At 42.4% G+C, this 26,040-nt stretch carries 28 protein-coding genes; 22 read left to right on the top strand and 6 right to left on the bottom strand.

Features of this window, described 5'->3' with window-relative positions; all coding sequences use genetic code 11:
- Positions 1-21 precede the first annotated feature (21 nt).
- On the top strand, positions 22-738 hold the full coding sequence (locus tag BUF11_RS13135; protein ID WP_073589316.1) for a BofC C-terminal domain-containing protein: 717 nt from the start codon (positions 22-24) through the stop codon (positions 736-738).
- 30 nt (positions 739-768) lie between these two features.
- Here the strand turns inward: BUF11_RS13135 and BUF11_RS24370 are convergent, their stop codons facing one another.
- Together BUF11_RS24370 and BUF11_RS13125 are read right to left on the bottom strand one after the other, a co-directional pair.
- Positions 769-1,671 (bottom strand): hypothetical protein, encoded by a 903-nt coding sequence (locus BUF11_RS24370; RefSeq protein ID WP_073589315.1) that lies wholly within the window; start codon positions 1,669-1,671, stop codon positions 769-771.
- Positions 1,671-2,780 carry a tetratricopeptide repeat-containing glycosyltransferase family 2 protein gene (locus tag BUF11_RS13125; RefSeq protein ID WP_073589314.1) on the bottom strand — a complete coding sequence of 370 codons (1,110 nt, stop codon included), beginning with the start codon at positions 2,778-2,780 and terminating at the stop codon, positions 1,671-1,673. Before BUF11_RS13125 ends, BUF11_RS24370 begins: the two co-directional genes overlap by 1 nt.
- Positions 2,781-2,943: 163 nt before the next feature.
- On the opposite strand from BUF11_RS13125, the gene BUF11_RS13120 reads away from it, so the two are divergent.
- The 5 genes from BUF11_RS13120 (at position 2,944) to BUF11_RS13100 (ending at position 9,349) form a co-directional block, all read left to right on the top strand.
- Positions 2,944-4,038 carry a glycosyltransferase family 2 protein gene (locus BUF11_RS13120; protein ID WP_084558639.1) on the top strand — a complete coding sequence of 365 codons (1,095 nt, stop codon included), beginning with the start codon at positions 2,944-2,946 and terminating at the stop codon, positions 4,036-4,038.
- 25 nt (positions 4,039-4,063) lie between these two features.
- Entirely contained in the window at positions 4,064-5,167 is a 1,104-nt protein-coding gene (locus tag BUF11_RS13115) for a BclA C-terminal domain-containing protein (RefSeq protein WP_073589312.1), read from the top strand.
- 12 nt (positions 5,168-5,179) lie between these two features.
- The gene (locus BUF11_RS13110; protein WP_073589311.1) at positions 5,180-6,286 is read left to right on the top strand and encodes a BclA C-terminal domain-containing protein; all 1,107 of its coding nucleotides are present in this window, start codon (positions 5,180-5,182) and stop codon (positions 6,284-6,286) included.
- A 237-nt stretch (positions 6,287-6,523) separates the two neighbouring features.
- Positions 6,524-8,935, top strand: coding sequence for a leucine--tRNA ligase (gene leuS / locus BUF11_RS13105; RefSeq protein WP_073589310.1), 2,412 nt, complete (start codon positions 6,524-6,526; stop codon positions 8,933-8,935).
- 51 nt (positions 8,936-8,986) lie between these two features.
- Positions 8,987-9,349, top strand: coding sequence for a response regulator (locus BUF11_RS13100; protein WP_073589309.1), 363 nt, complete (start codon positions 8,987-8,989; stop codon positions 9,347-9,349).
- A gap of 153 nt (positions 9,350-9,502) precedes the next feature.
- Here BUF11_RS13100 and BUF11_RS13095 read toward each other — a convergent pair whose 3' ends face one another.
- Positions 9,503-9,982 carry a flavodoxin family protein gene (locus BUF11_RS13095; protein ID WP_073589308.1) on the bottom strand — a complete coding sequence of 160 codons (480 nt, stop codon included), beginning with the start codon at positions 9,980-9,982 and terminating at the stop codon, positions 9,503-9,505.
- Between the two features lie 329 nt (positions 9,983-10,311).
- On the opposite strand from BUF11_RS13095, the gene BUF11_RS13090 reads away from it, so the two are divergent.
- The 9 genes from BUF11_RS13090 to BUF11_RS13050 all read left to right on the top strand — a co-directional run bounded on the left by BUF11_RS13090 (position 10,312) and on the right by BUF11_RS13050 (position 17,315).
- Positions 10,312-11,514 (top strand): BaiN/RdsA family NAD(P)/FAD-dependent oxidoreductase, encoded by a 1,203-nt coding sequence (locus tag BUF11_RS13090; RefSeq protein ID WP_073589307.1) that lies wholly within the window; start codon positions 10,312-10,314, stop codon positions 11,512-11,514.
- Positions 11,515-11,540: 26 nt separating this feature from the next.
- A complete protein-coding gene (locus BUF11_RS13085) occupies positions 11,541-13,157 on the top strand; it encodes an NAD(P)/FAD-dependent oxidoreductase (protein ID WP_073589306.1) in 1,617 nt (538 codons plus the stop codon).
- 55 nt (positions 13,158-13,212) lie between these two features.
- Positions 13,213-14,070: a glutamate 5-kinase gene (gene proB / locus BUF11_RS13080; protein WP_073589305.1), complete on the top strand. Its 858-nt coding sequence runs from the start codon at positions 13,213-13,215 to the stop codon at positions 14,068-14,070.
- Between the two features lie 45 nt (positions 14,071-14,115).
- Positions 14,116-14,325 (top strand): DUF896 domain-containing protein, encoded by a 210-nt coding sequence (locus tag BUF11_RS13075; protein WP_073589304.1) that lies wholly within the window; start codon positions 14,116-14,118, stop codon positions 14,323-14,325.
- Complete coding sequence (locus tag BUF11_RS13070; protein WP_073589303.1) at positions 14,326-14,892, top strand: 5-formyltetrahydrofolate cyclo-ligase; 567 nt, start codon at positions 14,326-14,328, stop codon at positions 14,890-14,892. It begins immediately after the preceding gene.
- A 58-nt stretch (positions 14,893-14,950) separates the two neighbouring features.
- Positions 14,951-16,195: a glutamate-5-semialdehyde dehydrogenase gene (locus BUF11_RS13065; protein WP_073589302.1), complete on the top strand. Its 1,245-nt coding sequence runs from the start codon at positions 14,951-14,953 to the stop codon at positions 16,193-16,195.
- A gap of 140 nt (positions 16,196-16,335) precedes the next feature.
- Positions 16,336-16,500, top strand: a complete 165-nt coding sequence (locus BUF11_RS24035) for a hypothetical protein (RefSeq protein WP_175562058.1) — start codon at positions 16,336-16,338, stop codon at positions 16,498-16,500.
- A 64-nt stretch (positions 16,501-16,564) separates the two neighbouring features.
- Positions 16,565-17,071 (top strand): hypothetical protein, encoded by a 507-nt coding sequence (locus BUF11_RS13055; RefSeq protein WP_073589300.1) that lies wholly within the window; start codon positions 16,565-16,567, stop codon positions 17,069-17,071.
- Positions 17,072-17,081: 10 nt separating this feature from the next.
- The gene (locus BUF11_RS13050) at positions 17,082-17,315 is read left to right on the top strand and encodes a hypothetical protein (RefSeq protein ID WP_073589299.1); all 234 of its coding nucleotides are present in this window, start codon (positions 17,082-17,084) and stop codon (positions 17,313-17,315) included.
- Between the two features lie 232 nt (positions 17,316-17,547).
- On the opposite strand, the gene BUF11_RS13040 is transcribed toward BUF11_RS13050, so the two are convergent.
- The 3 genes from BUF11_RS13040 to BUF11_RS13030 form a co-directional block, all read right to left on the bottom strand.
- Positions 17,548-19,545, bottom strand: a complete 1,998-nt coding sequence (locus BUF11_RS13040; protein WP_073589297.1) for a recombinase family protein — start codon at positions 19,543-19,545, stop codon at positions 17,548-17,550.
- Positions 19,546-20,159: 614 nt separating this feature from the next.
- Complete coding sequence (locus BUF11_RS13035; protein WP_207665483.1) at positions 20,160-20,492, bottom strand: SWIM zinc finger family protein; 333 nt, start codon at positions 20,490-20,492, stop codon at positions 20,160-20,162.
- Between the two features lie 202 nt (positions 20,493-20,694).
- On the bottom strand, positions 20,695-21,219 hold the full coding sequence (locus BUF11_RS13030) for a helix-turn-helix domain-containing protein (protein ID WP_073589295.1): 525 nt from the start codon (positions 21,217-21,219) through the stop codon (positions 20,695-20,697).
- A gap of 161 nt (positions 21,220-21,380) precedes the next feature.
- Here BUF11_RS13030 and BUF11_RS13025 point away from each other — a divergent pair, with 161 nt between their 5' ends.
- From BUF11_RS13025 to BUF11_RS13000, 7 genes are all read left to right on the top strand, one after another.
- Positions 21,381-21,575, top strand: coding sequence for a hypothetical protein (locus tag BUF11_RS13025; RefSeq protein WP_073589294.1), 195 nt, complete (start codon positions 21,381-21,383; stop codon positions 21,573-21,575).
- An 87-nt stretch (positions 21,576-21,662) separates the two neighbouring features.
- The gene (locus BUF11_RS13020; RefSeq protein WP_073589293.1) at positions 21,663-22,529 is read left to right on the top strand and encodes a hypothetical protein; all 867 of its coding nucleotides are present in this window, start codon (positions 21,663-21,665) and stop codon (positions 22,527-22,529) included.
- Between the two features lie 4 nt (positions 22,530-22,533).
- Positions 22,534-23,493: an SUMF1/EgtB/PvdO family nonheme iron enzyme gene (locus tag BUF11_RS13015; protein ID WP_073589292.1), complete on the top strand. Its 960-nt coding sequence runs from the start codon at positions 22,534-22,536 to the stop codon at positions 23,491-23,493.
- Between the two features lie 66 nt (positions 23,494-23,559).
- Complete coding sequence (locus BUF11_RS13010; RefSeq protein WP_073589291.1) at positions 23,560-24,072, top strand: hypothetical protein; 513 nt, start codon at positions 23,560-23,562, stop codon at positions 24,070-24,072.
- Positions 24,073-24,084: 12 nt separating this feature from the next.
- Positions 24,085-24,258, top strand: coding sequence for a hypothetical protein (locus BUF11_RS24365; protein ID WP_175562057.1), 174 nt, complete (start codon positions 24,085-24,087; stop codon positions 24,256-24,258).
- 355 nt (positions 24,259-24,613) lie between these two features.
- Complete coding sequence (locus tag BUF11_RS13005; protein ID WP_139243409.1) at positions 24,614-24,964, top strand: hypothetical protein; 351 nt, start codon at positions 24,614-24,616, stop codon at positions 24,962-24,964.
- A 39-nt stretch (positions 24,965-25,003) separates the two neighbouring features.
- A complete protein-coding gene (locus BUF11_RS13000) occupies positions 25,004-26,035 on the top strand; it encodes an FtsZ/tubulin family protein (RefSeq protein WP_073589289.1) in 1,032 nt (343 codons plus the stop codon).
- The last annotated feature ends 5 nt before the right edge of the window (positions 26,036-26,040 follow it).

Genomic DNA, 26,040 nt, shown 5'->3' with positions numbered 1-26,040 from the left:
TAATGCAAAGGAGTGATATTAGTGAGATATAAAAAGGCAGTAACCTATTTTCTTGGTTTTTTGTCCATAGCATGTATATTTACAGCCTGCTATTATTTTAGCTATAAGCAGGCATTGAAAGAATTTAATGAAAATGCTGTAGAAAGAAATAATGACCTTATCAAGGAACTGAAAGAACAGGGATATCTTAACAATACTGCAAATGCAGCAGAGGCAAAGACCACAGGTGATAATGGGAGCACCGGGAAGGAAGAGGGCTCAGAGGCCGGTGACACGGCGGCCAGTGCCGTTACAAATGCGGTACTTCCTACAACCCAGTATACCCTCCAGACCTATGATATGAAAACAGGCAGCCTGAAGGAGGAGGAACTTCCTACACCAAGCTACCTTATTGGATTGAACAGAGAAGAGGTCATGCAGTACTTAAAGGAATACCTTGCAGATTTGTCGCTAAGTGAATTTGAGAAGGGTCTGGTATCCTTTGAACTGATTTCTTTCTCAAAAGATAATATCGTGCTTCGTAAAACTTACAATTCGGATTCGGTAGAATATAAATATTTCCTTAAAGCAGTGGATGGTTATATTGTAGCCTACTATGGGGATCAGAAAACGGTTTATAACTATACAGGTGTATCCGTTGAAAATCTGGCATTAGAGGACAGGCTTCAGTTAGAAAAAGGAATATTTGTCAAGGACCTGGACGAGCTGTATGCAATTCTGGAGAATTACTCCAGCTGATTATCAGGCTGGGTATAGTACTTTTTGATATCAGCATGGAAATTCAATAACCGTAAGTTCTGCCTGCCCGGTAGTAACGGAATAGGGAGATATAAGGCAGACAGAAAGAGAGCTCTCTTCACTAAAGTCCAAGGTATGAATGAGAAAATTGCCGGCGGATACCGTAACCGGCGTGCTGGCGCAGGCGGTAAACGGCCGGTATATCCGAAAGACTTCTGTCGTCTGACTGTTTTCACAAAGGTTTATGGAAATATCAAGATTCTTTTTCTGCTGGTTATTTTGACCGGTTATATTAAGAGTCAGTGTAATCAGATAATAAGCTCCGCCTTTCAAGAGAATGTAACTGCAGTCGGGAGAAAGTGTGGGACAAAAACAGTTGTCGGAAGAAAAGTTAACTCTCCATTTAAAGAGAGTCATGCAGTTCCAGGTGGAGTCTATGCATGCTTCCTTAAAGGAAGAGATACAGGCAAAGGATTGGCAGGCAGGACCCGGGGGGCCCACTGGACCTATTGGACCGGTATCGCCCTTTTCCCCCCTTTGTCCTCTTGGACCCTGCTTACCTGTCGGACCTATCGGGCCAATAGGGCCAATAGGTCCCGGGCAGCCAGTGGGGCCTGTTGGTCCAGTGGGGCCGATTTCCGAGGTCATGACATCCAGTACACTTTCCATCTTGTTTTTCAGGAAGACTTGCATCTGCATTAGTGTATCAATCAGTGATTCAACACTTTTATTAACCGATAAGATATCCTCTACGGAAGCACAGCTTCCGGTTTTTTTTTCTAATTCGTTTATGACATATTGTATTTTCTCACCTTCTGCATTAATAATGTGGCTTAGTCCCACTTCTTCTAAGGCAATAGAAGCCAGAATCATATTCAGGGCCTTTTCTCTTGTAATATCCGGGCTGATATCCGGAAAATTCGGAATAGACATTAGGGAGCTCCTTTCGTTTTTCTTTTCCGCTGTAAAGCCACTTTATTTTGCAGATATACCTGGTTTTGTTTTGCCTGTAAGGAATCAGGCTTTACTTTTAATGCCTTTGTATTGAATTTCAGTGCTTTTTTATAATCACCCATCCGGTCATAGCAGACGGCGCTTTCAATAAGTGGGATATAGGACCAGCAGTCATGCTGCAGAAAGCCCCAGCATTGTACCGGCTTTTTGAGGGAGAGTATAAATTCAAACCAGAAAGCAGCAGTTTGATAATCCTTTTTTTCCTGGTAATAATAGCCGATTTGACAGCAGATTTCAGCCCTCGGAGTAGTGTAGACAAAACTTCTGAAAAGGCAGGCAAGGGCGCGTTTATCCTGATTCAGCTTAAGGTAGCATTTGGCGAGTTCACTGCAGGCAGAGATATTATCTTCAATCCATCCCATATCCGTATCCAGGAATAACTCGAACTGCCTCGCGGCTTCTGAAAACCGGTCATGATCCCTTAATTCCCTGGCATAATAATAGGTTCCCCGGGGAGAAAGGAATTCCCTTTTTCTTAGTTTTTTTTCGTAGATTTTTAAATTTCTGTCACTTGATTTTTCTCCCGGTATTTTCCCATGAGTGATGCAGAGGTCTGTTTCTAAAACAGGTCCGGTAGTCAGCATATACTCATGAACAGGCTCATGCCATAGAAAGCCGCATTCTCTTTTAGTCATTCTTTCACGGTAATAAGAAAAAACCACATTTCCCTGTAAATCCAGACCGGTGTTATATTTCATCATTACAGTATTAATCTTTGGGTCTATAGTCTCTTTCAATTTAAGAAGCTTGATTCTGTCTTCGGGCAGCAGAAAATCATCTGCATCCAGCCACAGAATGTAGTCCATCGTTGCAAGTCCATAGGAATAATTCCGGGCAGCAGAAAAGTCATCTATCCATTTAAAATCATAAATTTTATCGGTATAGAAGGAACAGATGTCTTTTGTTTTGTCGGTGGAACCGGTATCTGCAATAATAATCTCGTCCACTACTCCATAGACAGAATTCAAGCATCTCTTTATATAATTTTCTTCATTTTTGACAATCATGGCTAAACTGATAGTAACCATTAATAAATCTCCGGTTCATTACATAATTATTATTATATTATATGAGAATAAACTTTTGTAGTGATTCTTACATAGAAGCAGTTTTACAATATTAATTTTATCGTAACCATTGTCAGGATAGAACATAAAATATTATAAATCCAATGTGTCTAAAGGATGGATTATGCCCACTTTAAGTCTTTGTATGATAGTGAAAAATGAAGAAGAGTATATTAAGGCATCTTTAGAAAGTGTAAAAGATATTGCCGATGAGATTATTATTATTGATACAGGCTCTGATGACAGTACAGTGGATATCTGTTCCGGTTATACGGACAAAATATATCAAATGGAGTGGAAAGAAGATTTCAGTGAGGCCCGCAATATGAGTATAGAAAAGGCTTCTTGTGATTGGATACTGTGGATGGATGCTGATGAAAGACTGGTAATAAGGAATAAGGATGCTTTTAAAAGATTACTGTCAGAGCAGGATAGGGATATGTTTTTTGTTAAACTTTTGCATTTGACTGACTCAGAAAGAGAAGAAGAGAAGAAGTACTATATATCTTATCACAACAGACTTTTCAGAAGAAAGAACGGCTTCTATTTTAAAGGCCGTATACATGAGAGGCTTCTTAAAGGTTCGGGCATTGTACCGGAATCAGGTGATGCAAAAGGTTCTGTGGAAATCATTCACTACGGATACACTACAAAACACATGAAAGAAAAAGCATTAAGGAATCTTCAAATCTGCCTGAAGGAAAAAGAAACAGAAACAGATAATCCATGGCTGGATTACTATATAGCTTGCGAATTATACCGGCTGGGGGATATTAAAGATGCATTGGAGCTTGTTAATCACGCAGTTATGGAATTTTTATCTCAAAGTAAAATGCCGCCGGCCTTTCTATATAAACTAAAATATGACATACTCATTTATAACGGAAGCATGGAAAGTGTTTGTGAGGGTTTAGAAAAAGCGGTCAATCTATATAAGGATTATGTTGAACTTCATTTTTATAGAGGAATTGCCTTATTTCAGCTTGGCAGATATGAGGCAGCAAAAAGAGAGTTTTCTTATTGCATTTTACTTGGAGAGGATAATGCAGATTATCTTATCCGGTGCGGCAGTGGAAGCTTTCTTGCATATCATTATATGGGGGAGGCATATTTAAAGTTAGGAGAAAAGGAGAATGCACGTGAAGCTTTCCAGCAGGCATTATTCATTCATCCTGGTTTTACAGAGGCGAAAAAAAGACTGGAAGAACTAAGGATTTAAATTTTAATCAAAGGGGTGCAATTATATGTCACAGCCGAGTTTTCCTTCCATTAGCCCTGCATTGACAAGAGAAGATGTAATTAACCAGATATTATCTTCTATTGCTATGGAAGAATTGGGATTAAGCCACATTATTAACACAGAAGGCGAAAAGCTTCAGTATATTATAGGAACCCTTCCCGGTATAACCGGGCCGGGAGCAACAGTAGACGATGTTCTGGCAGCAAATGATAGTGTCCGCAATATGATAGACGCTATATCGCAGAATCAGCTGCTTTATAAGAATAAAATGCAAAGCGCCTTAGCTTCATCGGAAATGCAGGGTCCCACGGGTCCCACAGGAGCCACAGGAGCCACTGGCCCATCCGGTGGTCCGACAGGTCCGACAGGAGCCACAGGGGCAACGGGGGCGACAGGAGCCGCGGGTCCCACGGGTCCAACCGGTGATACGGGTCCGGCAGGAGCTACAGGAGCAACCGGAGCTGTGGGTTCAGATGGTCCTACAGGAGCAGTCGGCCCGGCAGGAGTCACAGGTCCAGTCGGTGCAGTTGGAGCTACAGGAGTAACGGGAGCCACAGGAGCCACAGGTCCCTTAGGACCGACCGGAGGAGTAGGCCCAATAGGCCCAACGGGAGCCGCAGGAGCCACGGGAGCCACAGGAGCTACAGGAGCCACGGGAGCCACGGGAGCCACAGGCCCCACAGGTCCTACAGGTACCAACGTTACAAGTACAGCAGGCTTTGCAGCTAATACAACGGGAGCTACCATATCGGTAGCGGTAGCAGGAGTTTTAGTTCCCCTCCCAAGCAGTCAGGTATTGCCTCCAGATATTACAGTAAATGGAGCCAATGATACCTTTACCGTTAATACCACAGGGCGTTACAGGCTGTCTTACAATGTTAACACTACGGCTGCATTGATACTTGGCACAAGGCTGTTGATCAATGGCACGGCGCTGTTACAATCCACAGTAGTCCCCCTGTTAAGTTTATCCAGCTTCTCTGCTGAGGTTTTACTTGATGTTACGGCAGGAACAACAGTATCATTACAATTATTTGGATTATTGGGAACAGCGGTCTTATTAAGCGGCTCTGCAGGAGCATCCCTAATGATAGTTCGATTGAGTTAGGAGGGGGAAAATATGTCGCTGCCAAGGTATCCTATCATTGATCCGCCTCTTACCAGAGGAGATTCTATTAACCAGATATTAGCATCTATTGCCCTGGAGGAATTGGGAATGAGCCATATCCTCAATGCAGAAGGGGAAAAGATGCAGTTTGTACTGGGAACACTGCCGGGACTTTCAGGCGGAAGTGCGACCTATGAAGAGGTATTAGAGGTAAATTCAAGTGTTGAAGGGATGTTAAACACGGCACTTGAGAACCAGCTTATGCTAAATTCCAAGATGATGCTTGCTATGAATGCCCCGGTTACTCCAGGAGTTACAGGAGCAACGGGAGCAACAGGAGCCACAGGCCCTGCCACAGGAGCTACAGGAGCCACGGGAGCCACAGGAGCTACCGGACCTGATGGTCCCACGGGAGCAACGGGAGCCTTAGGAGCTGTAGGAGTCACAGGAGCGGCCGGAGCCGCAGGTCTAACGGGAGCAACAGGAGCCACAGGAGCCACAGGCCCTGCGGGAGCCACAGGAGCAACAGGAGCCACAGGAGCTGCAGGTGCAGTGGGAGCAGTTGGTGCCACAGGTCCGGCAGGCCCTGAGGGAGCTACAGGAGCCACAGGAGCCACTGGGGCAGTGGGAGCCGCCGGAGCAACGGGAGCAACGGGAGCCACAGGAGATACAGGACCTGCAGGAGCTACAGGAGCCTTAGGACCGAATCCGTCCGTGACAGCAGGCTTTGCTGCCAATACAACGGGTCCTACGATTACTGTATTGCTGGGTGGAACATTGATTGCCCTTCCGAGTACGCAGCTGTTATCCGCAGATATTTCAGTAAACGGTGCCAATACGGTGTTTACTGTCAATACCTTTGGAAGATACCGTATATCCTACCATATTAATACAACTTTATCGCTGTTAATGGGCAGCAGGCTGATAATAAATGGCTCTGCCAATATTACTTCCACTATCAATCCGGTGCTGTCAACTTCGCAGTATTACAATGAGATTGAGCTTGATTTGGGAGTAGGTGCAACAATATCCTTGCAGATGTTTGCAACTATCATAGGTGCAGCTACTTTAATTAACAATGGTGCAGGTGCGAGCCTGATGATTATACGCTTAAGCTGATGTATTATTGGAAAGACACATTTTTGGCCGGTTTTCAGAAAATGAAAATAAAACCAAAGATGTGTCTTTTATTTTCGTGCCTGTAGTGGTATTATGAATAATCATGTTGCATATTTTATGGGAGCACGGTAAGATTATAATGATAAAAGCAGGTTAAAATGGCTTTAAGTGTTGTGAAAAGAAACAATTATGTGTATAATTGAAAAAAATATAGTACATTTTAGGAGGTCATTAAGAGTGACAGAGGAATATTCACCGAAGAAAATTGAAAAAAAGTGGCAGGACATCTGGGATGAAGAAAATGCTTTTCAAACCGGAATTGATAAGTCCAGACCTAAGTATTATGCCCTTGTTGAGTTTCCTTATCCATCAGGACAAGGACTGCATGTAGGACATCCAAGACCTTATACGGCTCTTGATATCATAGCAAGAAAGAGAAGGCTGGAAGGTTATAATGTTCTATATCCTATGGGTTGGGATGCTTTTGGGCTTCCTACGGAGAATTATGCCATAAAGAACAAAATCCATCCGAGAATTGTAACGGATAATAATATAAAGCATTTCAAAGAACAGCTAAAATCCCTTGGTTATTCCTTTGACTGGGATAGGGAAGTTAATACCACAGATACAGGCTATTATAAATGGACACAGTGGATTTTCTTGAAATTATTTGAAAAAGGACTTGCCTATAAGGCAGAGATGCCTATTAACTGGTGTACCTCCTGTAAGGTAGGGCTTGCAAATGAAGAGGTAGTAAACGGTGTATGTGAGCGCTGCGGCAGCGAAGTTGTCCATAAGGTAAAGAGCCAGTGGATGTTAAAGATAACTGCCTATGCAGACCGTTTAATAGATGACCTTGATTTGGTAGACTATGCGGACCGCATTAAGAATCAGCAGAAGAACTGGATTGGACGCTCAGAAGGAGCCGAAATTGATTTTAAATTAAGCGGCAAAGAAGAAACCTTAAAAATCTTTACAACAAGACCGGATACTCTTTTCGGTGCTACCTATATGGTAATCTCACCGGAGCATGGTTTATTGGATAAATACAAAGATGATATAACAAATTGGGAAGAGATAACTGCCTACAGAGAAGCAGCTGCGAAGAAATCTGATTTTGAAAGAGCAGAGCTTGCCAAGGAAAAAACCGGTGTGGAGATTAAGGGTGTAGCTGCTGTAAATCCTGTGACAGGCAAGGAAATTCCTGTCTGGATTTCGGATTATGTTCTTATGACATACGGAACAGGTGCTATTATGGCAGTACCTGCCCATGATACCAGAGACTGGGAATTCGCAAAGAAATTCGGTCTCCCCATCATTCCTGTAATTGAAGGCGGCAATGTAGAAGAAGAGGCATTTACCGATTATAATGGAAAGCTGATTAATTCCGAGTTCCTTAACGGACTTTACGTGACAGAAGCTAAAAAATGTATGACAGACTGGGTAGAGAAAAAAGGAATCGGAAAGAAGACCGTAAATTTTAAACTTAGAGACTGGGTATTTTCAAGACAGAGGTACTGGGGAGAACCCATTCCCTTAGTACATTGCGACAAATGCGGTTATGTTCCTATTCCTGAAAGTGAGCTTCCGTTGCTTTTGCCGGAGACAGAAAGCTATGAACCCGGTGAAAACGGAGAGTCTCCGATAGCCCGAATGACAGATTGGGTTGAGACTACCTGCCCTCACTGCGGTGGACATGCCCACAGAGAGACGGATACCATGCCCCAATGGGCAGGTTCTTCCTGGTACTTCCTGCGCTATATTGATCCTCACAATGAGGATGCATTTGCATCAAAGGAAGCCTTGGATTACTGGCTGCCGGTAGACTGGTATAACGGCGGAATGGAACACACCACTCTGCATCTTCTCTATTCCAGGTTCTGGCATAAGTTCCTCTATGATCTGGGCTATGTAAGTGAACCTGAACCCTACAAGAAGAGGACCTCTCATGGTATGATTCTTGGTGAGAACGGTGAAAAGATGTCAAAGTCCAGAGGAAATGTAATTAATCCGGACGATATCGTAAATGAATTCGGCGCGGATACCTTACGTACCTATGAGATGTTTATCGGAGCTTTTGAGTTGAGTGCCGCATGGTCCAATGATGGAGTAAAGGGCTGCCGCCGTTTCCTTGAAAGGGTGTGGAAGCTTCAGGATATTCTTACAGAGGAGGAAGGCTACTCCAGGGAATTGGAAGTCAAGATGCACCAGACTATAAAGAAGGTCAGTCTGGATTTTGAAGGACTTAAATTCAATACAGCTATTGCTGCTCTGATGGCATTAATTAATGATTTTAACAAGCTGGGTAAGGTTACAAAAGGGGAATACAGAACCTTCCTTATCCTGTTAAATCCGGTAGCACCCCATATGACAGAAGAGCTTTGGAGTCTGGCAGGTTTTAAGGGCAGGATTTATGAAACAGCATGGCCTGTATGGGAAGAAGATAAGACAATCGAAAACCAGGTTGAAATCGCTGTCCAGGTAAATGGTAAATTAAAAGCAACCGTAATGATTAACAGAGGGGAAGAACAGGAAACTGTTAAGGAGAAGGTCATGAATACGGATGCTATCACGCAGTTCCTTGAAGGCAAAAACATTGTAAAGGAAATCTACGTAAAAGATAAGATTTATAATATTGTGGTGCGTTAGATTAAAAAATGCTGGGAGATTACTGTGCCGGGCGAAATTGTAGGAGGCCGTATGAAGAAGGTTTTAATTGCTGACGATGCCATATTTATGAGAAAAGTACTGGGAGATATCTTAAAGAAGAACGGTTATGAAGTAGTAGGAGAAGCTTCGAACGGAAGAGAAGCTGTGGAAAAATATCTCATGGTTAAACCTGAATTTGTAACAATGGACGTCACCATGCCTGGGATGGATGGATTGGAAGCCCTGCAGGTTATTAAGAAGATTGATAAGAATTGTAAAGTTATTATGGTATCTGCCATGGGTCAGGAAGCTGTGATAATGGACTGTATTCGTGCCGGTGCCAAGGGCTTTATCGTAAAGCCCTTCAGCGAAGGAGATGTACTGGAACAGGTCAAAAAGCTTAGCTTCCTCTAAGACTTTGAATAACAGTAAATAAAAGGGGCTTAAGAAACAGTTTCCAACTGTTTTCTTAAGCCCTTTTCCTTATGATAAGTTTGTTTGTGGCTGCTTTTACCGCCGTGCATCCGGTTATAAAAACAGCCTATGTTTCTATAATGCAGGAGAGTATCAAGTGATTTCATGGAGCCAATGCTTTACCGAAGCTTTGATTTTGTCCTTTTCTTCTTTTGCAGGGTCGGTAAAGGTTATTGTTCCAATAACTGTATTTTCGCTCAAGGCTGATTTTAATTTATCAAAGCATTTATCTGCACCGCCGCCCGCATGACAGGCAAAAAAGGCCAGTTTCTTATTCTTAATGGATACCTTATCCAAAAAAGAGGCAATGGGGGGAGCATAGGAGCTTGCCCATATGGGAGTGCCAATGAATATGGTATCATATTCATCCATATCAGGCAGGTCATTTACAAGGTCAGGCTTTTCATGAAATAATACACTTTTTCCGCCCCAGAAAAACTTGGTAAGACCTCCTTTTGGAATTTCCTTGTCTGGCTTTAACTCTATACAATCAGAATCCAATTCCTCTGTAAGGATATCAGCAATGATTTTTGTATTCCCTTCAAGTGAATAGAAAACAACTAATGTGTTCATCCTTCGCTCCTTTCTAAGCATATAGTGAATATGGCCTAGGTAATATTGCCTACTTGTTATCTTAAGTCATAAGAGCATGTTTGTCAAGAATATGTTAATTTATGGCAGAACAACCCTTTTTATGTGTTTGCTCCGGGTATTGGTTTGAAAAAGATAAAACATTTTTCAAACTTTCTGTTTGGGCAGTATTGTGTAGAGTGCAAGCAAACTACTGGCAAGCCTGCGATATCCATGGGGATTATATGATAAATGGTGGGCAGATATTTATAAGTATGCTATAATATAGCTCAAGTGCCGTAATTTAAAAGTAAAATGGAAGGAGTGACCATATGGGCGGAATATATATTATTGGAGGCGGAGCATCCGGGCTTTTTGCCGCCATATGGGCCGCAAAGAGAAATAAGCAGGTCACGGTTCTGGAACATAAGGACAGACCCGGAAAGAAGATTCTTGCAACGGGAAATGGTAAATGCAATTATACCAATCTTGTACAAACCAAAGAATGCTACCGAAGTAACAATCCTTCTTTTGCGGGAGAGATATTAAAAGCATTTGATACAGACAAAACGGTGGAATTTTTTAAGGAAATTGGTATCTATCCCCATGAGAAGAACGGATATCTTTATCCGAATTCCGGACAGGCCTCCTCTGTACTGGAGGTATTATTGATGGAAGCAGAACGTTTGAATGTTAAAATAGAATGCGATACCCATGTACAGCAAGTTGATAAGAAGCTTAGGATTCTGACGGACAGGAAAGAATATCAGGCAGACAGGATTCTTTTAGCTTCCGGAGGCATGGCAAATCCTGCCCTTGGTTCCGATGGAAGCGGATTTGCAATTGCCAAGGCTCTGGGGCATAAGATTATTACGCCACTCCCGGCGCTTGTCCAGCTAAAATCCAGGGAAAAATACTTTAAGACATTATCGGGAGTACGTACCGAGGCGGAAGTAAGCCTGTATTCCGGAAAGAAGCTGCTTGTAAAAGAAAAGGGAGAAATACTTTTTGCGGATTATGGGGTATCCGGTATTCCGGTTATGCAGGTAAGCCGCTATGCAGCCAAGGCCCTTAGTGAAGGCAGGGAAGCCGTATTGATACTTGACTTCTTTCCTTCTCTTTCAAAAGAAGAAATTAAGGAGATTCTTAGAAGCAGGCTTAAAAGAAACCAAAAGGAATCAATAGAGCAGGCCTTTATAGGGCTTTTGAATAAAAAACTTGCCTATACAGCTTTAAAGGAAAGCGGGATTTTAGTATCCTTAACCCTAAGCCAGCTAAAGGAAGAACAGCTAAACCAATTGGCCCTTAGGCTAAAGGAATGGAAGATACCGGTATCCGAGCCCAATTCCTTTGAACAGGCCCAGGTTACCGCCGGAGGGGTCGATACTCTTTTCATAAATCCGGCAACGATGGAATCAAAGCTGGTAAAAGGATTATTTTTTGCAGGAGAAGTTGTGGATGTGGACGGTACCTGCGGGGGCTATAACCTGCAATGGGCATGGTCCAGCGGTTTCGTAGCCGGCAGTCATTTATAGAAAAGGTGAGAGAAAAGAGGTAACTTATGCTACAGATATCCCAGTTAAAACTTAAAATTGATCATACAGAGAAGGATTTGTACAAGCTGGCAGCAAAGACCCTTAAGATACCCGAACAGGAGATAAAGAAGCTTGTAATTACCAGAAAATCCATAGATGCCAGAAAGGAAGACATCTTTTATGTGTATCAGGTGGAGGCAGAGGTTTCAGAGGAAGAAAAAAAAGCTGCAAGGCTGAAATCTCCCAATGTCACCATAGCAAAGAAAAGTGCATATCAGTTTAAGTCCTCCGGTGAAGCCAGACTGGCAGCCAGGCCTGTTATTGCAGGATTTGGTCCTGCCGGATTATTCTGCGGACTGATGTTAGCCCGCTTTGGTTACTGCCCTGTTATTCTGGAACGGGGGGAAGAAGTGGACAAAAGAGTGGAAACGGTAGAAAGCTTCTGGAATGGCGGTATGTTAAATCTAGAGTCCAATGTACAGTTTGGCGAAGGCGGGGCAGGTACCTTTTCCGATGGGAAGTTAAATACCCTGATAAAGGACCAGTCCGGAAGAAACCATTTTGTACTTCAGATACTGGCAGAGCATGGCGCCCCGGAAGAAATACGTTACTTAAATAAACCCCACATCGGGACGGATAAGCTAAGGAATGTGGTAAAGGCAATCCGGGAGGAAATTATAGCTCTTGGCGGTGAAGTAAGGTTTAATACCTGTCTTACTGATATCATTACAGAACAGGGAGAAGTTACCGGTATTGAGCTTAATCACAAGGAGATTCTTGCCTGTGAGGTGTTAGTACTGGCTCTTGGGCACAGTGCCAGAGATACTTTTAAGATGCTTTACGAAAAGAGTATGAAGCTTACGCCTAAATCCTTTGCAATAGGTCTTCGCATGGAACATCCACAGGAATTGATCAGCAGAAACCAATATGGAAGCAGGTATGAGAAACTGCCGCCGGCAGACTATAAATTGACTCACAACGCAGCAAATAACAGAGGGATTTATTCCTTTTGCATGTGTCCGGGAGGATTCGTAGTCAATGCTTCTTCTGAAGAAGGCCGTATTGCCGTCAATGGGATGAGTAATCATGCCAGAAATGAAAAGAATGCAAACAGTGCTTTAATAGTGACAGTTACACCAGCGGACTTTCCAAAATCGGAGATAGAAAATTACCCTCTGGCAGGTGTTGAATTCCAGCGGATATGGGAGGCCAAAGCTTACGCAGCCGGAAAAGGATCAGTGCCGGTGCAGCTTTACGGAGATTTTAAGAGAAGCAGGACCAGTACGGGATTTGGGAAAATGATGCCTAACCTAAAGGGAGGATACCAGCTTTCGAATCTTAGAGACTGTCTGCCGGATTATGTATCGTCTGCCTTAATAGACGGAATAGAAGCATTTGAACACAAAATAACAGGGTTTTCTGATGAAGAGGCCATTTTATCGGGAGTAGAGACAAGAACTTCCTCACCGCTTAGGATGGAAAGAAATGAGTTCTTTGAGTCCAGTATCAAGGGAATATACCCTTGCGGGGAAGGGGCAGGCTATGCAGGGGGCATTACCTCGGCTGCCGTTGACGGCATCAAGGTATTTGAAGCCATCGCATCAAAATTTAAGAATCCAATATTTACAGGTAATCTCAAATAGGTTACAATAATATTATTTTACAGGAGAATGGCTTAAAGGCAGGAGAGGAAGAAATATGGCTGGCAGAGAGCATTTAAAGAATAAAAAGCGAATTGTTATTAAGATAGGCTCATCCTCATTGACCCATCAGGAGACAGGGAAGATTAATCTTTCAAAGATGGAGAAACTGGTACGCATATTAACCGATTTAAGAAATCAGGGGAAGGATGTTATTCTGGTATCTTCCGGTGCGATTGCAGTCGGGAAAGAGACCCTTGGTATTAGTAACCGTCCCACAGAAAAGTCCGTAAAACAGGCTTGTGCAGCCGTTGGGCAGACAAGGCTTATGATGGTATACCAAAAATTATTTGCCGAATACAATCAGGTTCCGGCACAGATATTAATGACAAAGTATACTATGATTAATGATATCAGCAGGGAAAATGCCCAGAATACCTTTCATGAGCTGTTTGAAATGGGAGTAATACCCATTGTAAATGAAAATGATACCGTAACAACGGATGAAATTGAGTTTGGCGATAATGATACCTTGTCGGCGATTGTAACGGCATTGGTGAATGCTGACTTATTGATCCTTCTGTCCGATATTGACGGGCTTTATACCGATGATCCCAGGCAAAATGCCGAAGCTGTATTTATTGACAGCGTGGAGCATATAGATGAGAAGTTTGAGGGTATGGCCAAGGATTCTTCTACTCTTGTAGGAACAGGTGGTATGGCAACTAAAATAAGTGCCGCAAAGATAGCAACTGCTTCCGGAGCTGACATGGTAATTGCAAACGGAGAAGAAGTGGATATCATCAATTCTATTATGGCAGGGGAGAAAAAGGGAACCTTCTTTTTGGAAAATAAGAATGAAAATTTTAAATTGCTTGATTATATCAGCACCAGGCAGTATCCAAACAAGGTTTAACGATAAAAAATATTATAGCAGGAAAGATGGAAGTCAGGAGCATAAATGGAAGATAATAAATTAGCAAGAATCAATGAATTATATAAGAAATCAAAGGAAGGCGGGCTGACAGAACAGGAAAAAGAAGAACAGGCACAGCTTCGCAGTGAATATATACAGGCGGTGAGGAATAACTTAAGAGGTACCCTTAACCATATATCCGTACTAAATCCGGATGGAACTGTGACAGAGCTTGCTAAAAAGGAAAAGAACTAGATGACAAAGAACGAAGTCAGACAGGAAATAAAGGGTAAAAAGGAAAAGCTCACCAAAGAGCAGATAGCCGCAAAGAGTGAAATTATAACCAAGTACTTCACTGCGTTAACGGAATATAGGAATTGCAGCCAGATAATACTCTATGCCGCCTTTAATCAGGAGGTTAATACCCTGCCCTTAATCAATCAGGCTTTAAAGGACGGTAAAAAAGTAGCACTGCCCAAGGTAATGGGAAAGGATATTGAATTCTTTTACATTGAGTCTTTTAATGATACCGGAATAAGCAGCTTAGGGATACCGGAGCCGGATATTCAAAATAAAATAGAGCTTTTGACAGACACGGTAAATGTAATACTGGTGCCGGGGTTGGCTTTTGATATGGAAGGAAACCGTATCGGTTATGGAAAGAGCTATTATGATGCTTATTTTGCAGCCCATAAGGCAGAATTTTTAAAGATTGCTTTCGCATATGACTTTCAGGTGTATGAAAGCATACCAAGAGAACCCCATGATGTAAAGATAGATTTCATAATTACAGATACTTTTTCGAAAAGCTTTTCCTCCTAGAGGAGAGCACCTAATATATTGGATGTAAGATTGCCAACAGAAAGGAAAGGGTGATTTCATGGAATTAGTGGAAATAGGACAAAAAGCCGGAAAGGCAGCAGCTGTTTTAAACACGCTTAGCAAGGAGAAAAAAGTCATTGGATTAAAGGCCGCTTCCAAAGCCTTAAAAAGCCATGGAGATGAAATTCTGTCGGCTAACTTAAGAGATGTTGAAAATGCCGAAGCAAACGGTATGTCAGAGGCATTAATTGACAGGCTTAAGCTTAATACGGCAAGGATAGAAGCGATGGCAGAGGGACTTTTGGACATTGCAGCCCTGGAAGATCCCATAGGTGAAGTGCTGTCAATGAAGGAAAGACCCAACGGGCTGATTATAGGGCAAAAGAGGGTTCCTATGGGAGTTATCGGTATTATCTACGAATCCAGACCCAATGTAACTGCCGATGCCTTCGGACTATGCTTTAAAACCAGCAATGCCGTCATATTAAAGGGCGGCAGTGATGCCATTCATTCCAATATTGCAATTGTAAAGGTAATCAGAGAAGCACTTGCCTCCTGTGAAATAACAGAGGATTCCATACAATTGGTGGAAGATACCAGCAGAGAGACGGCAAAAGAATTAATGCGCCTGAATAAATACATTAATTTACTGATCCCAAGAGGTGGAGCCGGACTGATTCAGACAGTGGTTGAAAACAGCACAATCCCTGTGATAGAAACAGGAACCGGAAATTGCCATATCTATGTGGATGAATCGGCAGACTTTGACATGGCATTGAGTATTATACACAATGCCAAGACCCAGAGACTCGGAGTGTGCAATGCCTGTGAATCCCTTGTGGTACACAGCCGTATTAAAGATGCATTTATTCCTTTGTTATATAAAATGCTTACAGACAGCCAGGTAGTAATCAGAGGAGATGAAAGAGCCAGAGCCATCTGCCCGGAAATAGAAGCAGCAACAGAAGAGGACTATGGAAAGGAATATCTGGACCGCCTGATATCTTTAAAAGTAGTGGATTCCATCGAGGAAGCCATTGAGCATATCAATCATTACAATACCGGGCATTCGGAGTCCATCATTACAAAGCATTATCAGAATTCCATGAAGTTTTTAAATGAGATTGATGCAGCAGCAGTATATGTCAATGCTTCTACCCGTTTTACGGACGGAGGAGAATTCGGCTTCGGTGCGGAAATTGGTATCAGTACCCAAAAACTTCATGCCAGAGGGCCTATGGGATTGCTGGCCTTAACTTCAACGAAATATATTATCTTCGGTAACGGACAGGTAAGACCCTGATCGTAAGCTTGCGCGGTTAAGTGTTGTAATTTGGGGCTGCATAAGATATAATTTTATGATGCAGCAGTGGTGCAGCCTTGCAAGGCCGTACCTGATAATTGTATTTTGAAAGTTGAGAATAGAAAATGAGCAGTTTACTTATGAATCTTGAAGATGTCAATTTAGATAGTAAGGAACCCATTAACGAGCCCCAGCGCCAGTATTATTTTATGGCTAAATGCAGGGAATGGGTAAAACGTAAGGAAGAGGAGCTTAACAGACAGCTGACCTTTTCAGTCGTAACCTTTGGCTGTCCTACCGTTTAAGTAAAATAGATATTGAAAGAAGTCAATAAATACACGGCTTTTCCTGGAAAGGAAAGTGTGAAAAATGAGTGAAAATAACGTGGCTTATCTTGTGACAAGTGGCTGTTATTCGGACTATGCTGTCGATTCTGTATTTCTGGATAAAGAAAAGGCTTATCTATACGCACAACTTCATCAAATGCGCGTCGAATCGTATGATATTCGCGACAACATGAAAATAATTCCAGGATTAAAAATCAAAGTAATATACAGAAAAGAAACTGGAAAAACAAAAGGCGAATATTTTGATTTTCAGATTCTACGCGCGCAATTAGATAATTATACAAGAAACGAAACAGAATTCAGAAATTACCCAAACATTCAAAAAACATTTTCAAGACTTGAAATCGTCCGATATATTCCATTTAGCGTTACGTTTACAGAGGAAGACGAAAAACACATCAATGATAAATACATGAAAGTATGTTACGACATAATGGCGTATTGCCAGGAACGCGTTTCCGCTGGCTATTCTGACAAGCAGATCAACGGATTCCTGGAATCTAAATTCGAACGTGGAAAGATAGAATGAAGGTGAAAATATGAAATTTGTAATCAGAACACAAGACAGTATTTTGTCGAATCAAACAGAGTATATCGGAACCGGAACCTATGTTGTGAACGGCGAAAAATACGCCGCCCTTGTTGGAACTGATATTTCACAAGCGAAACGTTATTCTAGTTATTCCGGGGCTGAAAATGCTATTAAAAAACTTATGAATTCATGTTGTAACGTATCACTTATAAAATATCAAATTATAGGAGTTGAAGACTGATGGAAGGAAACAAATGTCAATTTGCAATTCCTGGAAAAGAATATTCGACCTGGTACGAATACTCGTACAAATGCGCCGCTTGTTTCGAATGCCGCTACGGAACACCGCCAGACGACAAAACAGCAAAAGAACGTTGCCATAGATATGCGATAGGAATACATAAAAAGAATCACATGTCGCAATAACACGACATATAAAAAGCCGCGACCCACACCGGGGAAGCGGCTTATTTTTATTTATTCGGCCCGTGTTCACACTTTGAAAGATATTCGCCACATATCGGACACCGTTCGACCGAACAGTTCCAATGGTGCCAGCGTCCTTCCTGGGCGAAGCAATCAGGACAAACCGGATTCTTCTTTCCGGCGAAATCGTCGCCAGGATCCCCGACTTTAATTCGCTGATAGCGTTTATTTTGAAAAGAGAATGTTCTTGTTCTACAACCGATCGTCGAACCGATCCGGCCGCCGCAAACTTTACACACTGGCATTTCCGCCGGCCGCGAATAGGAAAATTCGTGTTTCAGACCGTTTACGAATGTTATAGATTGAACACGACCATCTTCAACGACGATCTGATCTATAACCTGATCGACGAAATCTTTCAGAATTTCATTGTCCAGATCAAGAACCATTTGCATATAATCAACATGTTTCTTTGAAACGATACGCTGGGCCACCAGGAAAGCCGACGCCTTTTTGATGAATGACAGGTCGGCCAGATCATCACCGGCCGCGGATCCGTCTTCCAGTTCTTCAATTTGCTTTTCGAAATCAAGAACCTTTTTCGTCAGATCTTTCTTCCTGGAAGAAAATTCTTCTTTCGTCATAGATTCCGGATCGTATAAATAAAGATCTGTAAGTCTTGTGATTGCGTTTTTACACTTGTCTTTTTCACCACGCAGTAAAGAAAGTTGTTCGGCGGTTGAATAGTCCGAGTCGTCACCAGAAAAGCCCAGGGATGGCAAATAGGAACCGTTGGTACTATATTTCAAGGCGGCGAATGTTTCCTTCAACCCGTCAGGCATAATCGAAGACACACTTTCAAATTCTTCACCCTTCAATAATTCCTTTTGTAATTTTTCGATCGAATCAATCTGACCGGAATTCTTCTGGATCCGCGCCAGGTTCGCCACGTAGTTAAAAATGAACGGCCCGATATAACTTTCGTTTATCGTCTTGGAATTGTCGCAATCAAGCATTTTCGAACGCTGGGCGCAACGATACATAGAAGGCCGGAATCCGTTCGCTCTTGCGCGATCCTTTGACGCGATCATGTTTGCGCCGCACTTGCCACAAACCAGGTGTCCAGAAAATGTGTGAATGTACTTCCTGGCGCGTAGATCCGAACTGTCACGCGTCGAAGCATTTTCGTCCATGATTTTATTACACCGGTCAAATTGTTCTCCCAAAATGATTCCTTCGTGATTATTCTTCCGGACGATCCATTCACTTTCTGGTTTCAATGGGCCACGCCCAGCTTCGCGCATGTTATACCGGTACGTTCCAATATAGAACGGGTTTCTGATTATGTCGTGAACTAGTTTCGAAGTCCACTGACCGCCGCGTTTCGATTTTACATGATTGTTATTTAGGTAACGCGTAACTTTCATCGCCGATCTGGTTCTTTCGTATTCGTCAAAAATGAATTGAACGATCTTGACTTCTTCCGGATCCGGTTCCGGAAATCTTGTTTCTTCATTCCACCGATAGCCGACTGGCATTCTTGCACCGTTCCACAATCCATTTTCGGCGCGATCAAGCATGATCCCAGTTACACGTTCGGAAGTCATGTTTCTTTCAAGTTCGGCGAAAATAAGAATGATTTTAAGCATAGCTTCACCGATTGCGGACGAAGTATCGAATTGTTCGTTCATGGAAATAAAAGTCACCTTATGATCTTTTAATTCCTGGTACATTGCCGCAAAGTCAAGAAGATTTCGCGACACACGATCCACTTTGTAAACGATCAGGTGTGAAAATTCGCCAGCGCGAACGCGATTCATCATTTCTTGAAAGTGTGGTCGATCCGTATTCTTTGCGGAATATCCGTCGTCTTCGAATATAACAAATTCGTCTATTCCTAGAAAATCACAATATTCTTTCAGTTTCTTTCGTTGAAAAGGAAGACTATCTTTGTCAACCTGGTATCTTGTCGATACGCGGACATACAAAGCGGCCTTTTTCTTCGTCCAGATTCGAATTCCTGAACGCACTTTTTTATATTTCATTGGACGCCCTTTCCCCAGGCACCGAAAAATGGGTATAAAAAAGAAAACCCATTGATTTTAGCGGCTTTCGATGATATAATAGAAGTTGCTTATTTCCAATATCAGAAGGCCGTTTTCGGTTGTCTGGTGTTAAAGTCGATCGATGATTGCAGTCATTGACCGACTATTTTTTATTTAATTAAGTTTATTGAAAATAATTATCTCAAATTGTAGTAAAATCTTAGTAAATTATCAGTTTATGAAGTTCCTTCCAAAAAGTATAATATAACAGCGCCCGTCCTTTACTGGAAAGGTGTGGTGTTATGAAAATAAAATACATAGAATATGGCGAAAGTGGCATTTATGCGCTTTATTATGCAAAAAGTAAATTGATGTACTACAACTTAGATTTCAACGGAAAGACAAAAATTTATCTGCTAATCTGGTAAAACCGTAAAGGCCGGGTGTTTTTAGTATCTAATCAGTTTTTCATCGCCGCCGCTATTTGCTGTCGGAAACTTTCTTTTTGATTCTTTCGAAGCCTTTCATATTCCACAAAACAAGCATTCACCCATATTCCAAAGCGTAAGATATTTTGAAATAATCACGGTTAATCCGATCGCGCTTGCACCAGTCTACTTTTTAATGCTAATTTTTTCAATACAATATTCATCGGTTTTTTCATCGCGCCAGACATTACACCGGAGCGTATTTTCGGCCAAGAAATACATATGTTTGCAAGGAAGATTCCTTCTTTTGAAATCCTGACAAGAGCAATTTTTAAGTGTTACAAGATATGTATTTCCTGTTGTACCGATAATTTTCCCACTATAACCATTTGACAATGTTGTTTTGATTTTTAAATCATGCTCAACGGAACGCTTTATCCGTTCTTGCTGTTGCCTTGTTTTGTGGATAGAATCGTCGAAGGGAAAGAAAATCCTATCGCTTTCGATTGCTTTTTTCACTGTCTTTTCGCCTGATTTCAAAGCTATGGCGAAAAGAAGAACAAAAATTATAATAAGAATAATTAACATTCGACCGACCTTTCAATTATTTTTAATGTATTCATGTGATTTTTGCACCCGGCATTTATATAAAATTTACATGGCATGAAACTATTATGTAAAATTTACGGGAGGTCGCCGGGTGCTAAAAGGAGTTATGTGCTTATCCGGCGTCTTCCCGTCCTGACTTCACCGGCGGAAACTTCTTTTCTAGTTCTTCTGGTGTTTTCGGTACGCTATCGCGGAAAGCTTGAATTAAAGAATCTTGCGAAAATGTAGGAACACAGCCTTCCGTAAATGCCGGAGCGTTTGGATCTGCTTCGCTTTCCAGAATCGCCTTTGACACTTCAAGGAAAAATTCAATCAATTCATTTCTTTTTTCTGGCTTCAAACTCACAAATTTTTCAATAGCTACATAAGAAGCGTTCGACAAATTGTATTCATATGCTAATTGATCCAATACGTCCGAAGGCGCCGGCTTAAACATTTCGCCGTTTCCATTCCGAAGCCATTCTTCGCAAACATTAAATTTTTCACATATCAACGCTATTACTGGCGCCGAAGGGTTTCTTCTTCCACTTTCATAACCGGTAACAGTGTTTTGGACAGATCCAATTCTTGCCCCGAATTCAGCTTGTGTCAAATCAAGTTCTTTCCTGATTTTCTTAATGCGGTCGCCGATGTCCATTTTGTTTCACCTCACTTTCTGTTTATAAATTACCACACAAAAACGGCGTTGTCAACAAAAAATCGCAAAGGCAACAAAAAGGTATTGACAACACGCGATTGGCAATATATAATAACGGCATAGACAACAAATAACAGCACCAAACGAAAGGAAGTGATTTCATGGGTAAAGTAAATAATGAGCCTTTAACTTCTGAACAGATTACAGACGCAAAGCGTTTGTGCGAAGTTATCAGAGGAGTTCCAGGCGGAAAACGACCTATATTTGAAATCGTTATGCTGGCATATATGAACGGCATGGAAGCCGGCGCCGCATACGCAAAAGACGTTACGCCAACAACCGCGGCCAGACGATAACAAGGGTCGACTTATCAACATAAAGCCGAACAACCGACTGCAATCGGCGGCCTGATGTTGGAAATAAGCGAAAAGAGGTAAAGAAAATTGAATAAGGATTGTTACAGAATTTACGACACTGGTATTCAATACACGAATAACACGGAACGGAATCCTGGTGGCCTGTGGCGTGGACACAAATTCCGCCATTATGGAACACAACACCACATTTTTAACATGCTTCGCGATGAAGGCTTTCAGATCAGCAAGGATTCGAAAGTTCACAGAATCATTCGAAGCAATTATTTCATCGGAAAACGCGGCGACTTGGAATTCTACGCCGAACAATTTCCAAACGGTTTTAAGATCGAATTCTTCCAGAATATAAACTTTGAAAACCCGTGTGGCGGCCGGTACGACTTCCGTAAATTTCAGAAAATGCCATTTCTTATACGACTTCAATATATAAAGTACATGAATAAAATCGTGTATCTTTTGAATATCCTTGAAGATCTAGAAGACGAATCTTGTAAATATTACAAGCTGGCGGAAGATAAGATTAAAGCCGCATACGTCAGAGAATGGCACCACGAACAGAAAGACATGAATTTCAATCTTTCAGACACAGACGGTCAGACACAAGAATCATATAACGGCCGCGATCGCGACAAGAAAACGCTTCACAATGGCGATATTAAGTATTTTCGACACTGGGACGGACGGATCTATCGCGGTAAGGTTTACCACAATATCAATAACATGTGGTGGGTGATCCTAAATAAGTACGAAAGAACAAATATCGCTTCGTTTGAATTGTTCGACCTGACGCCCGATGATTACCTGGGACGTAAGAAGCGCGAAAGGCTTCCGGAAGATTACCAGAAGCGCCGTGAAGCGATTTCAGGAACGAAGACGAAGGAACTTGTCAATGAGCTAAAACGCCGCGGAATAGCGGTCAAAATAGAAAGGAAATAAGCAAATGAAGCATGTAAAAGAATCGGTCGTTTTAAAGTACGACAATAACGGAATGCCTTCCTTCATGGTGAAGGTAGAGAACACGGCACCAACACCAAAAGAAGCGGAAAGAATCTTCTTCGTGAATGGGGTTGAATATGATTCGATTTATCTTTCCCAGTTTTTGAATTCTGTATTCGACGGCCGCGCGTATAGCTTACCATTCCAGGAACCGAAGACCGGAATTTCAATGGACGAAATGATCACCGCGTGTCGTGCGAAGGGTGAAGGCTGGCACCTTCTGACTAATGCTGAATGGAAATATATTCAGGATCAGACGAAGAAAGGCGTTCACGGGAACACAGACGTCGGAAGCTGGCACAAGGACGGAAATGAAAAAGGAATCGAATCAGATTGGGGAAAGACATTGACTGGATCCGGCCCGGCTTCCTGGTTCCACAACGGAAACAAAGAAACCGGAATCGCCGACACCGTGGGGAATGTTTGGAAGACCGTCTCCGGAATGAGATTGAAGAAAGGCGTTCTTCAATACATGCCAGATAACAACGCCGCCGCACCAGACGCGGATCTTTCAAAAGAAAGCGATCAGTTCGTCAATCTTCTTTCGGACGATAAGCCGGTAAAGATTGGCCCACGCGATGGCGCTATCGTGATTACGACCGGCGAAGTCGAAGACGGCTGGGACGCCGTAGAACGCGACGAAGTTTTGATTGATTTGAAAGAGATTCCAGAAATTCTTTCCGACCTGGGTGTCATTACAAAAGACGCCGACGGAGTGGAAGAAAGTCACGAATGGTTCGCGGCAGACGCCAACCTGGAAGAAGCCGTCGAGTTCGTGGGTGGCCGTTACTCCTACACTTCGTACGCTGGGCCTTCCGCGTTGAACTTGAGCCATCCGCGTTCCGGCGTGAGCGCGAACTTCGGCTTCTTTTCCGCTTGTTTGGGGAACCCCGTCACCCGATAACTGTATTCTGTTTGCCCGCGCGATAGCGCGGTTAATAGGCCGAAGAATGGCTGGAAAGGTGGAAGCATGAGAAAACCAACGAATTTCACTTCATACCGTGAAGTTTGCAAGTTATACGAAGAAAGAGGACTGACAGATTATTGTCTTAGAACAGCCGAAGACGTTCTTTTCGTTCACAACTTCGACCTGACAGAAACAACCGGGTTCGAAGATCTGACGGAAGAACAGAAGAAATTATTTATTTCCTACGTCATTACATACATGAACGGACTTGGAATGAATACAAAAATTACATTATGGCCGAAATCAGTCCATTTTGTAAAAGAATATATTTATTGTCAGGCGCCAACCTGGGACGAAGAAGAACAGCGAAACATTCGTTATCAGATCGGCCGCGAATGGATCATACAGAAAGCCAACGGAAGAACAAAGAAATTCAAGAAGTATTTCGATGAAGGAAAAAGCGAAGCTGACGTCGATCAGGTAGCAACAACCGAAAAAGAATATCTTCGCGTTGATTGGAAATATAACGGCGGTTCTGAATGGTTTCATGTTACCGCGCCGAATCAATACTATTAAGGTGGTGGAGTTATGGCAGATAAAGAGAGATCAAACAAAGAGAAAGCCGAAAACCTGAAAGCGATCCTTTCGGGCTTCGGCATACATACAAATTCAGAACTTGACAGCGCACTTTCTGACGCGCTGGAAGCTATGACAATAGGCATTATGACAGAAAAGCCTATGAAAGTAAGAAACACCGCATAAAAAAGCGGTGCAACGCCAAAGATTGGAGCCTTGGGACGTTACACCGGACAGCCTACACCGCAAAGCGCAAGCCTTTAATAATATTAAAGGATAAAACGCGAAATGTCAATGAATAATCGGAATTCTAGTAAATATTACGCCGATAGTATAACACGCGTTACGGATCCATTTTGGAAGGTTACGTGTGGCGGTTGCGGTCACACCTATTTGTCGTGTATTGCAATTTCAAATTGTCCGACGTGCGGTTGTCCAGACGGTGAAAGATTCCTGGGCGAAACACCCTATGACGAAGTTATCGCTGAACGCGTCGAACCGAAAATGAACTTTGCTTCGGAAGAAGCTAGAAAAATTTACTATGAAAAATCAGAGTAAATCAGAGTTTATCAGAGTTCGTCAGAGTTTATCAGAGTTCGTCAGAGTAAATCAGAATAAATCAGAGTTAGAGAGGGGCGATAAGGTGAACAGACTGGGATTTATTGTTCTGTCAATCCTTCGGGCGAACAGTGCAACAAATAAACTGTCTTCAATGTCTGTTCGTGAGATTACGCAGACGGAAGATCTTGAATATAAAGAGAACACAATATTCAAGAAAATTAAGGAATTTGAACAGTCTGGATATATTGGCCGCGGACTGAAAGAAGGACGCGCTGACACGTTTTATATCACGGATTCAGGTTGTGAATTCCTGGAAACTGAAAAGAACTAGACCGCCGGAAGGCGTTAGAAGAAAAGGAGAAATCAGACAATGAAAAGCAAAATTGCATTCGTGGCCGTCGGACAAGCTGGCGGAAACATCGGACAATTATTCGAACAGAAAGGTTTTAATGTTCTTTACGTGAACACTTCCCAGGAAGATCTTGACACCCTGGAAAAAGCAAAATTCAAATATCACATTCCAAACGGCGAAGGTTGCAATAAAGACCGCCGAAAAGCGAAACAGTTAATCATGGACGACTTCGACAATATCGCCGAAGAAATCGAAACAAAGATCAAGGCTGATCTGATTTTTACTATCTTCGCCAGCGGCGGCGGTACCGGATCAGGCGCCGGCCCTATGCTTACAGATCTTTTGATTGACGAAGGCCGCATGATCGGAACAATCACAATCATTCCTGACACCGAAGAAAGCGTAAAATCACATATCAATTCTTACGAATGTTTTTCTGAACTGACCGAAATCAGCGGAACAGCCGCTTGTTTTATTCTGGATAACAAATCCGGCGACAAGCTGGAACTGAATAAAGAGTTTGCCGAATCGTTCTGTTCCTTCCTTGACATTCCAGAGAAGCACAAGAGCGTAAAAGGAAACATCGACAAGGCAGAAATCGAAGAAACACTAAAAGCCCACGGAATGGCCCTTGTGGTTCGCCAGAAGGCCACAGAGAGCGCCGAAATCATCAAAGCAATAAAAGACAACCACTTCGCACCGATTGAAGCTGATAGAGCCGTTAAATACATCACGGCGTCAATGTCTGGCGGCGTCAGAATGTCAGATCTTGAAAAAGCGGTCGGAACACCGATCGACAACTTCCAGACGTTCAACGATGAAGAAACAATTTGTTGTATTTCAGGACTTACTTTTCCACAATCACGACTTGATGTTGTGTATAACAAAGTTTCTGACAACGAAGAAACGATTAAAAAGAACCTTGCGGCAACGCGTGAAACTGGCATGAAAAAAGGCGTGAACTTCCTGGACGATCTGGAACCAGTACAGAGAAAAGCAGAACCTAAAAAGCCGCAATCAAAACGCGACATAATGAGTAAATACTTGTAAAGGGG

The sequence above is a fragment of the Anaerocolumna xylanovorans DSM 12503 genome (assembly GCF_900143645.1).
Taxonomy (GTDB): Bacteria; Bacillota; Clostridia; order Lachnospirales; family Lachnospiraceae; genus Anaerocolumna; species Anaerocolumna xylanovorans.
The sequence above is the reverse complement of the archived record's forward strand: the minus strand, read 5'-3'. Positions and strand labels throughout refer to the sequence as shown.